Genomic DNA, 16,583 nt, shown 5'->3' with positions numbered 1-16,583 from the left:
CGTTTCGGTTCCGGTGCGTCCCCGGTGACCCCCTTGTCGAATTCCGGTAAGTCTTCGCAAGGGTGAGGGACGATTTCGGTGGCGAACGAGGACAAGCTCCGCTATTTCCTGAAGCGAGTCACCGCAGATCTCCAGGAGACCCGGCGGCGCCTTCGTGACTACGAGGACGCCGCCGGGGAGCCGGTGGCCATCATCGGGATGAGCTGCCGCTACCCGGGAGGCGTCAACTCGCCCGAGGATCTGTGGAAGTTGGTCGCCGACGGGCGGGACACCGTCTCGGAGTTCCCCGCCGACCGCGGCTGGGACCTGGACGCGCTCTACGACCCGGACCCGGAGAACCGCGGGACCAGCTACGCCCGCGAGGGCGCGTTCCTGCGCGACCTGGCGCAGTTCGACGCCGGCCTCTTCGGGATCTCGCCCCGTGAGGCGCTCGCCATGGACCCCCAGCAGCGGCTGCTGCTGGAGACGTCCTGGGAGCTCTTCGAGCGGGCCGGCATCGACGCCGCCTCGCTGGCGGGAAGCCGGACCGGCGTGTTCGCCGGAGTGATGAACCACGAGTTCCTCGCCGCCCTGCAGAACTCTCCGGAAGACCTGGAGGGTTACCTGGGAACGGGAACCTCCGGCAGTGTCGCCTCCGGCCGGGTGGCGTACACCTTCGGACTCGAAGGCCCGGCCGTCACGGTCGACACGGCGTGCTCATCGTCGCTGGTCGCCCTGCACCTGGCCGTCCAGTCGCTGCGCAACGGCGAGTGTTCGCTGGCCGTGGCGGGCGGTGTCACCGCGATGGTCGGCCCCGCCACCTTCGTCGGCTTCAGCCGCCAGCGCGGACTGGCGCCCGACGGCCGCTGCAAGGCCTTCGCCGCCGGTGCCGACGGCACCGGCTGGGGCGAGGGCGCCGGCCTGCTGCTGGTGGAACGCCTCTCGGACGCCCGCCGCAACGGGCACGAGGTACTCGCCGTCGTGCGCGGCTCCGCCGTCAACCAGGACGGCGCCTCCAACGGCCTGACCGCCCCCAACGGCCCCTCGCAGCAGCGGGTGATCCGTCAGGCCCTGGCCGCCGCGCAGCTGACCACTGCCCAGGTCGACGCAGTGGAGGCGCACGGCACGGGCACGCGGCTCGGCGACCCGATCGAGGCGCAGGCGCTGCTCGCGACGTACGGGCAGGGACGTTCCGACGACAAGCCGCTGTGGCTGGGCTCGATCAAGTCCAACATCGGCCACACCCAGGCCGCGGCCGGCGTGGCCGGCATCATCAAAATGGTCATGGCCATGCGCCACGGCGAACTGCCGCGCACGCTGCACGTCGACGCGCCGTCGCCGCACGTCGACTGGTCGGCGGGCGCCGTACGGCTGCTGACCGAGCCCGCGCCCTGGCCGGTGTCGGACCAGCCGCGGCGGGCCGGGATCTCCTCCTTCGGGATCAGCGGCACCAACGCGCACACGATCATCGAGGAAGCCCCGTCGGCCGAAGCGTTCACCCAGGACGCAGAGGCCACCCCGGAGACTCCCGAGGAAGGCGCGGAAAGCCCCCGGGCCGTCGTCGCGGAGGTCGCACGCCCGGCCGAGGGCGGGCCCGTGCCGTGGGTGATCTCCGGCAAGACCGAAGAGGCCCTGCGCGCCCAGGCCGAACGCCTGCTGTCCCGCGCGGACGACGCCGATGTCTCCCCGCTGGACGTGGCGTTCTCCCTCGCCACGACGCGCACGGCCCTGGAACACCGCGCGGTGGTGCAGGGCGAGACGCCGGCGGAGCTCGCCGAGGGACTGCGGGCTGTGGCCTCCGGCGCTCCGGCCCCGGGCGTGGCGCGCGGCCACTCCGGCACCGGCGGGCGCGTCGCCTTCCTCTTCTCCGGCCAGGGCTCGCAGCGCCTGGGCATGGGGCGCGAACTGTATGCGTCCTACCCGGCGTTCGCCGCCGCCTACGACGAGGTCTGCGCGCACCTCGGTGCCACGATCGACGTCGACTCGGAAGTGCTGCACCTCACGGGCAACGCCCAGCCCGCCCTCTTCGCGGTCGAGGTGGCGCTGTTCCGGCTCCTCGAATCGTGGGGGATCCGGCCGGATTACGTGGCCGGGCACTCCGTAGGTGAGATCGCTGCGGCGCATGTGGCGGGTGTGCTGTCCCTCGCCGATGCGGCGAAGCTGGTGTCGGCGCGTGCTGCGCTGATGCAGGCGCTGCCCGCAGGCGGGGCGATGGTGGCGGTCCAGGCCACCGAGGACGAAGTTCTGCCGCACCTCACCGAGCAGGCCGGCATCGCGGCGATCAACGGCCCGCAGTCCGTCGTGGTCTCGGGTGCGGAGGACGCGGTCACCGCGATCGCCGAGGTCTTCAAGCAGCAGGGCCGCAAGACGTCCCGCCTGAAGGTCAGCCACGCCTTCCACTCGCCGCTCATGGACCCCATGCTGGAGGACTTCGCGCAGGTCGTGCGCGGCCTGACCTTCGAGAAGCCGCAGCTCCCGGTCGTCTCCAACGTCACAGGCCGGTTCGTCGACGCCTCCACGGCCGACTACTGGGTCCGCCACGTCCGCGAGGCCGTGCGCTTCGCCGACGGCGTGCGGACTCTGCACGAGTCGGGTGTCACGACGTTCGTGGAGATCGGCCCCGGCGGCGTGCTCAGCGCCCTCGCCCAGGGCTGCCTCGACGACGCAGGGGACGACGTCGTCACCGTGCCCGTCCTGCGCGCCGACCGCCCCGAGCGGTCCGCCCTCGTCGCCGCGGTCTCCGACCTGCACGCGCACGGCGTCTCGCCGGACTGGCACGCCTTCTTCCCCGGCGCCCACCGCGTCGGCCTGCCCACCTACGCGTTCCAGTACGAGCGCTACTGGCTCGACGCCTCACCCGCCACGCCCGGCGACGTGCGCGCCGCCGGCCTGGGCTCCGCCGACCACCCGCTGCTGGGCGCCGCCGTCTCCCTCGCCGGTGGCGACGAGCGGCTGCTGACCGGCCGGCTGTCCCTGCGCACGCACCCGTGGCTGAGCGACCACGCCGTGCTCGGCAACGTCCTGCTGCCGGGCACCGCGTTCGTCGAACTGGCCGTGCGCGCCGCCGACGAAGCCGGCTGCGAAATCCTGGAGGACCTCACCCTCGAAGCGCCCCTGCTCCTGCCCGAGCGGGGCGGCGTCGCCGTCCAGGTCTGGGTCGGCGCGGCCGACGGCTCCGGCCGCAGGCCGCTGACCGTGCACTCGCGCCCCGAGGACGACACCGACCTGCCGTGGGTGCGGCACGCGACCGGCTTCGTCACCGAAGAGGCGGGCGCTCCGGCGGCCGGCCAGGTGCTCGCGGAGTGGCCGCCGGCGGGTTCCGAGCCCGTCGACCTCGACGGCTTCTACGACCGGCTGGCCGGCCTCGGACTGGCCTACGGCCAGGCGTTCCGCGGCCTGCGGAGCGCCTGGCGCGCGGGCGACGAGGTCTTCGCCGAAGTCACCCTCCCCGACGGCACGGACACCGGCTCCTTCCTCCTGCACCCGGCGCTGCTGGACGCGGCGCTGCACGCGATCGGCGCGGGCGGTGCGAACGGCTCCCTGGTGGACGAAGCGGACGGGCCGCTCCTGCCGTTCGCCTGGTCCGGAGTGTCCGTGCGCGCCACGGGCGCGTCCACCGTACGGGTGCGGCTGTCGCCGGCCGGTACGGACACGGTGTCCCTGCTCGTGGCCGACGCCACCGGCGAGCCGGTCGCAACCGTGGAGTCGCTGACGCTGCGAGCCGTCTCGGCCGAGCAGTTCCGCCCGCGCTCCGGTGACGCGATGTTCGCGATCGAGTGGACGCCGCTGCCCCTGCCGTCCGACGCCACGGACGGGACGACCGTCGCGTACGCCCGGGACACCGCCGCCGCGCTGGACGGCGTCGAGGCGCCGGCGCAGCCGGACGCGGTCGTGGTGCCGTGCCCCGACGGCCCGGAAGGTGCCCCCGAGGCCGAGCGGGTCCGCGCGGTCACCGCCGAGGTGCTGCAGCTGCTCCAGCGGTGGTTCGCCGAGGACCGGACGCCTCGCCTCGTGCTGGTGGCGCGCTGCGACGACCTCGCCCACGCTGCCGCAGGCGGACTGGTGCGCTCCGCCCAGGCGGAGAACCCCGGCCGGATCGTGCTGCTCGAAACCGACCGCCCGGCGGACGTTTCCGGGCTCGTGCCCGGTGTTCTGCACTCCGGCGAACCGCACGTCGTCGTCCGAGATGGCGAGACAAGCGCACCGCGGTTGGCCCGCGTAGCGTCTCCGGCGGGGGAGAACCCCGCGTCTCCGGCCACGGAGAGAGCCGCCTCTCCGGCGACTGACATCACCGCCTCTTCGGCAGCGGAGGACACCGCCTCCTCTGCGACGGGGGGCACCGCTTCCCCGGCCGCGGAGGACACCGCCGCACCGGAGATCACTGCCTCTCCGGCGACGGAGGGTGTCGTCCCCTCTGCGACGGAGAAGACCGCCTTCCCGGCCGCGGAGGACGCCGCCCCCGGCCTCACCGAGGGTGCCACCTCCGGCCGTGCCAAGGGCACCGCCCTCGGTACCGTGCTGCTCACCGGCGCCTCGGGCGCGCTCGGCGCGACCCTCGCCCGGCACCTGGTGACCGGGCACGGCGTGCGGCGGCTGCTGCTGGTCAGCCGCCGCGGCGCGGACGCCCCGGGCGCCGCGGCCCTGGAAGCCGAACTCACCGCGCTCGGCGCCGAGGCGACATGGGCCGCCTGCGACATCGCCGACCGCGACGCCCTCGCCCGGCTGCTGGCCGGGACTCCGGTCGACTCCGTCGTGCACACCGCCGGCGTGCTCGACGACGGCGTGCTCGCCGCCCTGACAACGGAGCGCATGGACGCCGTCCTGAGGCCCAAGGCCGACGCCGTACTCAACCTGCACGAGCTCACCGGCGAGGGCACGACGTTCCTCCTGTTCTCCTCCGCCGCGGGCGTCTTCGGCAACCCCGGCCAGGGCAACTACGCCGCGGCCAACGCCTTCCTCGACGCCTTCGCCCGCCACCGCCGCGCCCAGGGCAGGCCCACGATCTCGCTGGCCTGGGGCCTGTGGGAGCAGGAAGGCGCCATGGCCGACGGCCTCGGCGAGACGGGCAGGTCGCGGATGGCACGCTCGGGCGTGCTGCCGCTCTCCACCGAGGACGGCCTGCGGCTGTTCGACGCGGCGCTCACCTCGGACGAGCCCGTGCTCGTACCGGTCCGCCTCGACACCGCCGCCCTGCGGAACCAGGAGGCCGGAACCGTACCGGCGCTGCTGCGCGGACTCGTGCGCGTCACCACGCGCGGCACCGCCCGGCGCGCCACCACCGGATCACTGGCCGACCGTCTCGCCGGGCTGGCCGGCGACGAGCGCGACGAGGCCGTCCTGGAACTGGTCCGGTCCGAGGTCGCCGCCGTGCTCGGGCACGCCTCGCCCCGGGCCGTCCAGCCCGCGCACGCCTTCCAGGACCTGGGATTCGACTCCCTGACGGCCGTCGAACTGCGCAACCGGCTGTCCACCGCCACCGGACTGCGCCTGTCCGCCACCCTCGTCTTCGACCACCCCACGCCCGCCGCCCTGGCCCGCCACATCGGCACCGAACTGCTCGGCGAGGCCCCGGCGGCGGCCGCGGTGACAGCGCGGCAGACCGCAGTCACCGCCGACGAGCCGATCGCCATCGTCGGCATGAGCTGCCGGCTCCCGGGCGGCGTGCGCTCCCCGGAGGACCTGTGGCGGCTGGTGGCCTCCGGCCGGGACGGCATCACCCGGTTCCCGGACAACCGCGGCTGGGACGTCGACTCGCTCTACGACCCCGACCCGGAGCGCCTCGGCAAGACCTACGCACGTGATGGCGGCTTCCTGCACGACGCGGCCGACTTCGACGCCGGCTTCTTCGGCATCAGCCCCCGCGAGGCGCTGGCGATGGACCCGCAGCAGCGGCTGCTGCTGGAGGCTTCCTGGGAGGCCTTCGAACGCGCCGGGATCGACCCGGCGACGGTCCGCGGCAGCAGAACCGGCGTCTTCACCGGCCTGATGTACCACGACTACGGCCAGGGCCCGCGCGAACTGCCCGAGGGCGTCGAGGGCCTGCTCACCACCGGAGGCTCCGGAAGCGTCGCCTCCGGGCGCGTGTCCTACACCTTCGGCCTCGAAGGCCCTGCCGTCACCATCGACACGGCGTGCTCGTCCTCGCTCGTGGCCCTGCACCTGGCCGTGCAGGCCCTGCGCAACGGCGAGTGCACGATGGCCCTGGCCGGCGGCGTCACGGTCATGGCGACCCCGACGGTCTTCGTGGAGTTCAGCCGTCAGCGCGGTCTGTCGCCGGACGGGCGCTGCAAGGCGTTCGCGGCCGGTGCCGACGGCACCGGCTGGGGCGAAGGCGTCGGCATGCTGCTGGTGGAGCGGCTAAGCGACGCCGAGCGCAACGGCCACCAGGTGCTGGCGGTCGTACGGGGCAGCGCGGTCAACCAGGACGGCGCGTCCAACGGCCTGACCGCTCCCAACGGCCCCTCACAGCAGCGCGTCATCCGGCAGGCCCTGGCCTCCGCCGGACTCGCACCCGCCGACGTGGACGCGGTCGAGGCGCACGGCACGGGCACCAAGCTGGGCGACCCGATCGAGGCGCAGGCGCTCATCGCCACGTACGGGCAGGAGCGGTCCGAGGACCGTCCGCTGTGGCTGGGGTCGCTCAAGTCCAACATCGGCCACACGCAGGCCGCCGCGGGTGTGGCCGGCGTGATCAAGATGGTCATGGCGATGCGGCACGGCGTCCTCCCGCAGACCCTGCACGTGGACGAGCCGACGCCGCACGTGGACTGGTCGGCCGGTGACGTCCGGCTGCTGACCGAGGCCATGGACTGGCCGGAGTCGGACCGCCCGCGCCGTGCTGCCGTCTCGTCGTTCGGTGTCAGCGGCACCAACGCCCACACCATCATCGAACAGGCCCCCGCAGCCGCCGAGTCGCCCTCCGCGCCGGACGCCGGCGAGGTCGTGCCGTGGGTGCTCTCCGGCAGGACCGAAGCGGCCCTGCAGGCGCAGGCCGCCGGCCTCGCATCCTTCCTGGGCAGCGGCGACGGCGACGCGGCCCCGGCGGCCGACACCGCCTACTCGCTGGCCACGACCAGGCAGGCCTTCGAACACCGCGCCGTGGTGGTCGCGGGCACCCCCGAGGAACTCCGGCAGGGGCTGGCCGCCGTCGCGGACGGCGCCACGCCGCCCGGAGTGGTGACCGGCACCGCACGCGCCGGCGGCAAGACCGTCTTCGTCTTCCCCGGACAGGGGTCGCAGTGGGTGGGCATGGCCGCCGAACTGCTGGAGACCTCGCCGGTCTTCCGCGACCGGATCGACGCGTGCGAGCGTGCCCTCGCGCCGCACGTGGACTGGTCCTTGACCGCGGTGCTGCGCGGCGCGTCCGATGCCGAGCAGGACCGGGTCGACGTGCTGCAGCCCGTCCTGTGGGCGATGACGGTCGCGCTGGCCGAGGTGTGGCGCTCCTTCGGGGTGACCCCCGACGCGGTCGTCGGACACTCCCAGGGCGAGGTCTCCGCGGCGGTGATCGCCGGAGCGGTCTCCCTGGAGGACGGGGCGCGCATCGTGGCGCAGCGCAGCCTCGCGGTGCGCGAACTGCAGGGCCGCGGCGGCATGGCCTCCGTGACGCTCCCGGACGAGGAAGCACAGGAGCTGATCGGCCGGTGGGCCGGCCGCCTCGGCATCGGGGCCGTGAACGGTCCCGGAACCGTCGTGGTCTCCGGGGACACCGACGCCCTGGACGAACTCCTCGCGCACTGCGCGAAGGAGGGGATCCAGGCCCGCAAGGTCGCCGTCGACTACGCCGCGCACTCACCGCAGATCGAGCGCGTCGAGGCGCAGGCCGCCGAGGGATTCGCCGGCATCGGCACGCTCCCCGGCGCCGTGCCCTTCTACTCCACGGTGACGGGCGGGAAGCTGGACGCGGACGAGCTCGGCTCCGGCTACTGGTACCGCAACATGCGGCAGACGGTACGGTTCCACGACGCGATCCGGTCCGCCCTGGCCGACGGGCACGACGTGTTCGTCGAAGTCAGCCCGCACCCCGTGCAGCTGGCAGGCATCCAGGACGCCATCGAGGCCGCCGGAGCCGGAGCCGGAGCCGGGGCCGGGGCTGGAGCCGAGGCCGAAGCCGTGGTCGTACCGACGCTGCGCCGCGGCGACGGCGGACGGCACCGGCTGCTGCTGTCCCTGGCGCAGGCCCACGTGCACGGCGTCGCCGTCGACTGGAACGCCGTCCTGCCGTGTGCCCGCCGCGTCGACCTGCCGACGTACGCGTTCCAGCACGAGCGGTACTGGCTGGAGGCGGGCGCGCCGGCCGGCGACGTACGCGCGGCCGGGCTGGACTCCGCCCACCACCCGTTCCTGGGCGCGGCCGTCGAACTGCCCGACGCCGGCGGCCACCTGCTGACCGGGCTGCTGTCGCTGCAGGCCCAGCCCTGGCTGGCCGACCACGCGGTGCTGGGCACGGTGATCCTGCCGGGCACGGCCTTCGTGGAACTGGCCGCCCACGCCGCGGCCGAGACCGGCTGCGACCTGGTCGAGGAGCTGACCCTGCAGGCACCGCTGCTGCTGCCCGAGCACGGTGGCGTCCAGCTCCAGGTCCTCGTGGGCGCCCAGGACGACTCCGGCCGCCGCCCGCTGAGCGTGCACTCGCGCGCCGGTGAAGGCCCCTGGATCCGCAACGCCACCGGCGCCCTCGCCACCGGCGCAGTCCCCTCCGCCGCCGACCTGAGCAGTTGGCCCCCGGCCGACGCGCAGCCCGTGGACCTCGACGGCTTCTACGACCGGCTGGCGGACCTCGGCCTGAGCTACGGCCCGCTCTTCCAGGGGCTGCGCGCCGCCTGGCGCGGCAACGACGCGGTCTACGCCGAACTGGCCGTCCCCGACGAGGCACAGGCGGACGCGGACGCGTTCGGCGTGCACCCGGCCCTGCTCGACTCCGCCCTGCACGCACTGGGCGCGGGCGGGCTCGTACCGGCCGCCGACGGGCCCCTGCTGCCCTTCGCGTGGTCCCGCGTCACGGTGCACGGCACCGGAGCGGCCGGCCTGCGGGTACGGCTCTCGCAGGCCGGCGGGGACGCGGTACGGCTGGAGGCCGCCGACGCCACGGGCAGGCCCGTCGTCTCGGTGGAATCGCTCACGCTGCGCCCGGTGTCGGCCGACCAGCTCCGTACGAGCACCCGGGATTCCCTGTTCACCGTCGAGTGGACGCCGCTCACGGCACCGTCCGAGGCGAACGGCACGACTGTGCGCGCCTATGACGACATCGCCTCCCTCCGCTCCGCCCCGGAGACGGAGGCCGGGGCCGGGACGGACGTGGACGCCTTCGTCGTCCCCTGCCCGGACGGTTCGGGCACCGACGCCGAGCGGGTCCGGGACGTCCTGGCCGAGGTGCTCGGGCTGGTGCAGTGGTGGCTGGCCGAGGACCGGGCCGCCCGCCTCGTGCTGGTGACCCGGGGTGCGGTCGCCGCCGGAGACGTTCCGGCTCAGAACGATCCGGCCCAGATCGATCCGGTGCAGGCGGCCGTGTGGGGCCTGGTGCGGTCGGCGCAGTCCGAGAACCCGGACCGCATCGTCCTCCTCGACACCGACAAGGACACTGGCAAGGACACCGACTGGCAGCAGGTCGCGGCGACGGCCGTACACCGGCTCGTCGCCTCCGAGGAGCCGCAGGCCGCGCTGCGCGGTGACACGCTTCTGCTGCCCCGGCTCGTCAGGGCCGCCGCCGATGTCCCGAAGTCCGGGAACCCGGACTTCGGAACCGGCACGGTGCTCCTGACCGGCGCGTCCGGCGCCCTGGGCGGATTCGTCGCCCGGCACCTCGTCACCGAGCACGGCGTCCGCAGCCTGCTGCTGATGAGCCGGCGCGGCGCGGACGCCGACGGTGCGGCGGAGCTCGGGGCGGAGCTGACCGCCGCGGGCGCCGAGGTCACCTGGGCCGCCTGCGACGTCGCCGACCGCGGCGCCCTCGCCGCAGCGCTGAACGGTACGCAGGTGACGGCTGTGGTCCACACGGCCGGTGTCCTCGACGACGGCGTGATCGGTTCGCTCACCCCGGAGCGCCTGGACACCGTTCTGCGCCCCAAGGCCGACGCGGTGCTGAACCTCCACGAGCTGACGGGCGAGCTGTCGGCGTTCGTGCTCTTCTCCTCGCTCGCGGGCACCCTCGGCACCCCCGGCCAGGCGAACTACGCCGCCGCCAACGCCTTCCTGGACGCCTTCGCCGCGCGCCGCCGTGCGCAGGGTCTTCCCGCGGTGTCGCTGCCGTGGGGCCTGTGGCAGCGCACCGGCGCCATGACCGAGGACCTCGGCGGCGCCGACCGGACCCGGCTCGCCCGCGGTGGCGTGATGCCGCTGTCCGACGAGGACGGCCTGGAACTCCTTGACGCCGCGCTCGCGCTGGACGAGCCCCTGGTCGTGGCGGCGCGGCTGGACCTCGCCGCCCTGCGGAACGCGGCCGCGCCGGTGCCGCCGCTGCTCAGGACGCTGGTCGGCGGCCGGCCGCGGCGTACGGACCGGGCCGCCTCCGTACCGCTGGCGCAGCGGGTCGCGGGCCTGCCGGAGAGCGAGCGCGAAGAGGTGGTGCTGGACCTGGTCCGGTCCGAGGTCGCCGCCGTCCTCGGGCACAGCTCGGCCAAGTCCGTCCAGCCCGACCAGGCCTTCGGCGACCTCGGCTTCGACTCGCTGACCGCCGTCGAGCTCCGCAACCGGATGAACAAGGCCACCGGGCTGCGGCTGCCCGCGACGCTGGTCTTCGACTACCCGACGCCGGCGGTGCTCGCCCAGCGGGTGCTGAAGGACCTGCCCGGCGGCACGGGCGGCACGGTGCCGCTGTTCGACGAGATCGACCGCCTCGCCGCCGCCCTCGACGGCGCCGGAGCGGACAGCGTCGACAACGTCACCCGAACCAAGATCAACATGCGTCTCCAGGCGCTGCTCGCCCGCTGGAACGGGAACGAGCCGGCCGATCCGGGAGGCGCCGGCGGAGCCGGGGACGAAGACGACCTCAGCTCGGCGAGCGACGAGGAGCTGTACGAGCTCCTCGACGACGAACTCGGCATCTCCTGAACTGCGCAGGCCAAAAGGGGCGGGCAACACCGATGATGAACGAAGACAAGCTCCGGGACTACCTCAAGCGGGCCACCACCGACCTGCGCCAGGCCCGGCGGCGCGTGCGCGAGCTGGAGGCCCGCGACCAGGAGCCGATCGCCGTCGTGGGCATGAGCTGCCGGTTCCCCGGCGGCGTCGATTCGCCCGAGGCGCTGTGGCGGCTGCTGGCCGAGGGCGGCGACGCGATCTCGCAGTTCCCCGAGGACCGCGGCTGGGACGTCGACGCGCTCTACGACCCCGACCCCGAGCAGCCGGGCAAGGTCTACACCCGGCAGGGCGGGTTCCTCCACGACGCCGCCGACTTCGACGCGGACTTCTTCGGGATCTCGCCGCGCGAGGCCCTGGCCATGGACCCGCAGCAGCGGCTGCTGCTGGAGACCGCGTGGGAGGCCTTCGAGCATGCGGGCATCGACCCCGCCGCCCTCAAGGGCAGCCGCACCGGCGTCTTCGCCGGCCTGATGTACCACGACTACGGCTTCACGCCCGGCGTCCTCCCCGACGGCGTCGAAGGGCTGATGAGCACCGGCAACTCCGGCAGCGTCGCCTCCGGGCGCATCGCCTACACCTTCGGCTTCGAGGGCCCCGCGGTCACCATCGACACCGCCTGCTCGTCCTCGCTGGTCGCCCTGCACCTCGCCGTGCAGGCCCTGCGCAACGGCGAGTGTTCCATGGCGCTCGCCGGCGGCGTCACCGTCATGGCGGGCCCGAGCGCGTTCGTCGAGTTCAGCCGCCAGCGCGGCCTCGCCCCCGACGGGCGCTGCAAGTCCTTCGCGGCCGCCGCGGACGGCGCGTCGTGGTCCGAAGGCGCCGGACTGCTGCTCGTAGAGCGGCTCCGGGACGCCCGGCGGCTCGGCCACCAGGTGCTGGCGGTCGTCCGGGGCAGCGCGGTCAACCAGGACGGCGCGTCCAACGGCCTGACCGCCCCCAACGGCCCCTCGCAGCAGCGCGTGATCCTCGAAGCGCTGGCCAGCGGCGGGCTGTCCGCCGAGGAGATCGACGCCGTCGAAGCCCACGGCACCGGCACGAACCTCGGCGACCCGATCGAGGCACAGGCGCTGCTCGCGACCTACGGGCAGGACCGCGAACGACCGCTCCTGCTCGGCTCGCTGAAGTCGAACATCGGCCACACGCAGGCCGCGGCGGGCGTCGCCGGCGTGATCAAGATGGTGCTGGCGATGCAGCACGGAGTGCTGCCGCAGACGCTGCACGTGGACCGGCCGACCCCGCAGGTCGACTGGTCGGCCGGCTCGGTCGAACTGCTCACCGAGGCGGCCGCGTGGCCGGAGACGGACCACCCGCGCCGGGCCGGGATCTCCTCGTTCGGCATCAGCGGCACCAACGCGCACGTCATCCTTGAGCAGGCGACAGAGCCGGAGGCCGAGGAAGCGGCCGGCGACGAGGCCGGGGGAGAGGCCGCGGCCGAGGAGCCGCTGCTGCCGCGGACCTCGGTGGTGCCGTGGGTGCTCTCCGGGAAGACCGAGGAGGCGCTGCGCGAGCAGGCGCAGCGGCTGCTGTCGTCCATGGACCTCGCGGCCGCGTCGCCGGCCGACATGGGGTTTTCGCTGGCGGTCACGCGGTCGGCGCTGGAACACCGGGCCGCGGTGACCGGCGCCGACGCGGACGAACTGCGCGCAGGATTGACCGGACTCGCGGCGGGCGAGCCCGCGGCACATGTGGTGACGGGACGTGCCGAGGGCGCCCGGGGCAAGACCGGGTTCCTGTTCTCGGGGCAGGGGTCGCAGCGGATCGGGATGGGGCGTGAGCTGTACGAGGCTTACCCCGTCTTTGCTGCGGCTTACGACGAGGTGTGCGCGGAGCTGGATGCGCCGGTCGATGTCGATGCTGAATCGCTTCATCAGACGGGGTCGGCACAGCCTGCGTTGTTCGCGGTCGAGGTGGCGCTGTTCCGGCTCCTCGCATCGTGGGGGATCCGGCCGGATTACGTGGCCGGTCACTCCGTAGGTGAGATCGCGGCTGCTCATGTGGCGGGCGTGCTGTCGCTGGAGGACGCGGCGAAGCTTGTGTCGGCGCGTGCTGCGCTGATGCAGGCGCTGCCCGCGGGTGGTGCCATGGTCGCCGTGCAGGCAACCGAGGACGAAATCCTGCCGCATCTGAGCGAGCAGGCCGGCATCGCGGCGATCAACGGGCCCCGGTCCGTGGTGATTTCCGGTGCTGAGAGCGCGGTCACCGCGATTGCCGAGGTTTTCGCCGGTCAGGATCGTAAGACGTCCCGTCTGAAGGTCAGCCACGCGTTCCACTCGCCGCTGATGGACCCGATGCTGGAGGAGTTCGCGGAGGTCGTCCGCGGCCTGACCTTCCATGAGCCGCAGGTTCCGGTGGTGTCCAACCTGACCGGCCGTCTGGCCGAGGCGTACACCCCCGAGTACTGGGTCCGTCACGTCCGCGAAGCGGTGCGTTTCGCCGACGGTGTGCAGACCCTGCACGAGCTGGGCGTGACGACCTTCGTGGAGATCGGCCCGGGCGGTGTGCTGAGCGCCCTCACCCAGGGCTGCTTGGACGACGACGCCGTCGTCACCGTGCCCGCACTCCGTGCCGACCGCCCCGAGCCGCAGGCGATCACCCTCGCCCTCGGTCAGCTGCACACCCACGGCGTATCCCCGGACTGGCAGACGCTGTTCCCCGGCGCCCGCCGCGTCGACCTGCCGACCTACGCCTTCCAGCGCGAGCGCTACTGGCTCGAAGGCACGGCCGCGCTCGACGTCTCCTCGGCGGGCCTGGACTCCTCCGGTCACCCCTTGCTCGGCGCGGTGGTCGAGACCGCCGGGGGACAGGACGTGCTGTTCACCGGTCGGCTGTCCGCGGCCGACATGCCCTGGATCGCGGAACACACGGTCGGCGGCGTGCCGGTGCTCCCGGTCGCCGCGTTCGTGGAGCTCGCCCTGGGCGCGGGCCGGCAGGCCGGGTTCCCGCAGCTGGGACAACTGGACGTGGACGCCCCGCTGGTGCTGGCAGAACAGGGCGCCGTCCGTATTCAGGTGCAGATCGGCGCAGGCGAGGACGCCGACCGGCGGTCGGTGCGGATCTTCAGCCGGGCCGCCGCGGGCAGTGCCGACGAGCCATGGGTCCGCCACGTCACCGGAGAACTCACCCGCAGCGCTCCGGCGGCGGACTTCGACATGGTGATCTGGCCGCCGTCGGGCGCCGGGCCCGTGGACGTCGAGGAGCACCCGGGCCTGCGCGCCGCCTGGCGCGCCGGGGACGAGCTGTACGCCGAGATCGCCCTGCCCCTCGCGGAGCGGGACCGGGCGGATCGCTACGGCCTTCACCCCGTACTGCTGCACGCGGCCCTGGACACCCTGGCGCAGGCCCGTGCCGGAGACTCCGGCGGCGAGGTGCTCATGCCCTACGCCTGGAGCGGCACGTCCGTGCACGCCCCGGGAGCCGGGGCCGTGCGCGTACGGATCCGGCCCGCCGGCACCGGCGACGGCGACGCGGTGGCGATCGAACTGGCCGACGCCGACGGTGCTCCCGTCGCCTCGGTGGCGTCCGTGCGGACGCGGACGATGTCCCCGCAGCAGGTGCTGGCCTCGCGTGTGGCGCACCAGGACTGGATGTTCGAGGTCGACTGGACCGAGCACACCGCCCCCGATGCGGCCGATGCGGCTGTTCCCGCTTCCGAGGTCGCATGGGCGGTCCTCGGCGGCGACGGTCTCTACGCCGACCTCGGCGCGCTCCGCAAGGCGGTCGACGACGGTGCGGCCCCGCCCGCCTACGTACTCCTGCCCTGTGCCCCGAGCAAGGGCGATGCCGCCTCGGCGACGCGCGAGTTGCTGGCCGGTGTGCTGTCGGCCGTCCAGGAGTGGGTCGCCGACGAGCGGTTCTCCGATGCGCGGCTCGTGGTGATGACGCGCGGCGCCGTCGACCTGGACGGTGCGGCGCCGGACCCCGCGCACGCCGCGGTGGCCGGCCTGGTGAAGTCGGCCCAGGCCGAGCACCCGGACCGGCTCCTGCTCGTCGACACGGACGACTCCATGGCGAACGGGGACCCCGCGCTGGTGGCGGCCCTCGCCGCCCTGGACGAGCCGCAGGCCGCCGTGCGCGGCGGCACGCTGTTCGTACCGCGCCTCGCCCGGATCGCCCCGGCAGAGGAGCCCACCGGTCACGCGTGGGACCCCGAAGGGACCGTGCTGCTCACCGGTGCGACCGGCGGCCTCGGGCTGTCGCTCGCGCGGCACCTCGTCGCCGAACGCGGCGCACGGAGGCTGCTGCTGGTCAGCCGCCGCGGCCCCGCAGCCGAGGGCATCGGCGAGGTCGTCGCCGCCCTGTCCGGGATGGGCGCGCACGTCGACGTGGCCGCCTGCGACATCGCGGACCGGGACGCCCTCGCCGGGCTGCTGGCCTCGGTCCCGGCCGAGCACCCGCTCGTGGCCGTGGTGCACGCCGCGGCGGCTCTGGACGACGGTGTGATCACCGCCCTGACCCCGGAGCGCCTGGACACCGTGCTGCGGCCGAAGGCCGACGGCGCGCTGCACCTGCACGAGCTGACCAAGGACCTGGGCCTCTCCGCGTTCGTGCTCTTCTCCTCCCTGGCCGGAGTCCTGGGCAACGCCGGCGCGGCGAGCTACGCGGCGGCCAACGCCTTCCTGGACGGGCTGGCGCGGCAGCGCCGCGCCGCGGGCCTGCCCGGCACCTCGCTGGCGTGGGGCCTGTGGACGGACAACGGCGGCATGGGCGACCGGATCACCGACGCCGACCGCAACCGCATGGGCCGGTCCGGGGTCGTGCCGTTCACCTCCGCGGAGGGACTGGCACTGTTCGACGCCGCCCTCACCGTGGACCGGCCGGTGATCGTGCCCGTCCGGCTGGACGTCCCGGGGCTGCGCTCCATGGCCCGCGCCGGCATGCTGCCCGCGGTCTTCCGCGGCCTCGTGGGCGACACCGGCGGCGCGGCGGCCGAGGAGGCCGCCGCCACCCCCGCTCTCGCCCGCCGCCTGGCCGGCATGCCGGAAGCCGACCAGGAGAAGGTGCTGCTGGACCTGGTGCGCAACCAGGCCGCCGCCGCCCTGGGCCACGCCACCGCGGCCCGCATCGAGCCCACCACGGCCTTCCGGGACATCGGCTTCGACTCCCTGACCGCCGTCGAGCTCCGCAACCGGCTCAAGGCCGCGACCGGGCTCCGGCTCAAGCCCACCCTCGTCTTCGACCACCCCAATCCGGTCGCGATCGCCCGGCTCCTGCACAAGGACCTGGTCCTCGACCTCGCCACCGAGACCTCACCGGTACTGGACGAACTGGACCGGCTGGACGCCCGGCTGGCCGCGCTCGCCCCGGAGGACGCGGTACGGGACAAGGTCACCGCCCGGCTCAAGGCGCTCCTCTGGAAGTGGACCGACACCCACCAGGACGCCGCGCCGAACACCGCCGACGCCGCCCCCGGCACCGACCGCGACTTCGACCTCGACCGGATCGACGCGGCCACCGACGACGAGATGTTCGACCTCATCGACCAAGAGCTCGGGTCTCTCTAGCCCTTCGGCGCTCTTCGGCACCCT

At 74.1% G+C, this 16,583-nt stretch carries 2 protein-coding genes; both read left to right on the top strand.

The features are described 5' to 3' along the window. Positions 1–78: 78 nt before the first annotated feature. Positions 79–11,028 carry a type I polyketide synthase gene (locus tag IE241_RS09725; RefSeq protein WP_190021270.1) on the top strand — a complete coding sequence of 3,650 codons (10,950 nt, stop codon included), beginning with the start codon at positions 79–81 and terminating at the stop codon, positions 11,026–11,028. 32 nt (positions 11,029–11,060) lie between these two features. Next, positions 11,061–16,559: a type I polyketide synthase gene (locus IE241_RS09720; RefSeq protein ID WP_444545147.1), complete on the top strand. Its 5,499-nt coding sequence runs from the start codon at positions 11,061–11,063 to the stop codon at positions 16,557–16,559. Positions 16,560–16,583: the final 24 nt, after the last annotated feature.

This window comes from Streptomyces hiroshimensis, assembly GCF_014650335.1.
Lineage (GTDB): Bacteria > Actinomycetota > Actinomycetes > Streptomycetales > Streptomycetaceae > Streptomyces > Streptomyces hiroshimensis.
The sequence above is the reverse complement of the archived record's forward strand: the minus strand, read 5'-3'. Positions and strand labels throughout refer to the sequence as shown.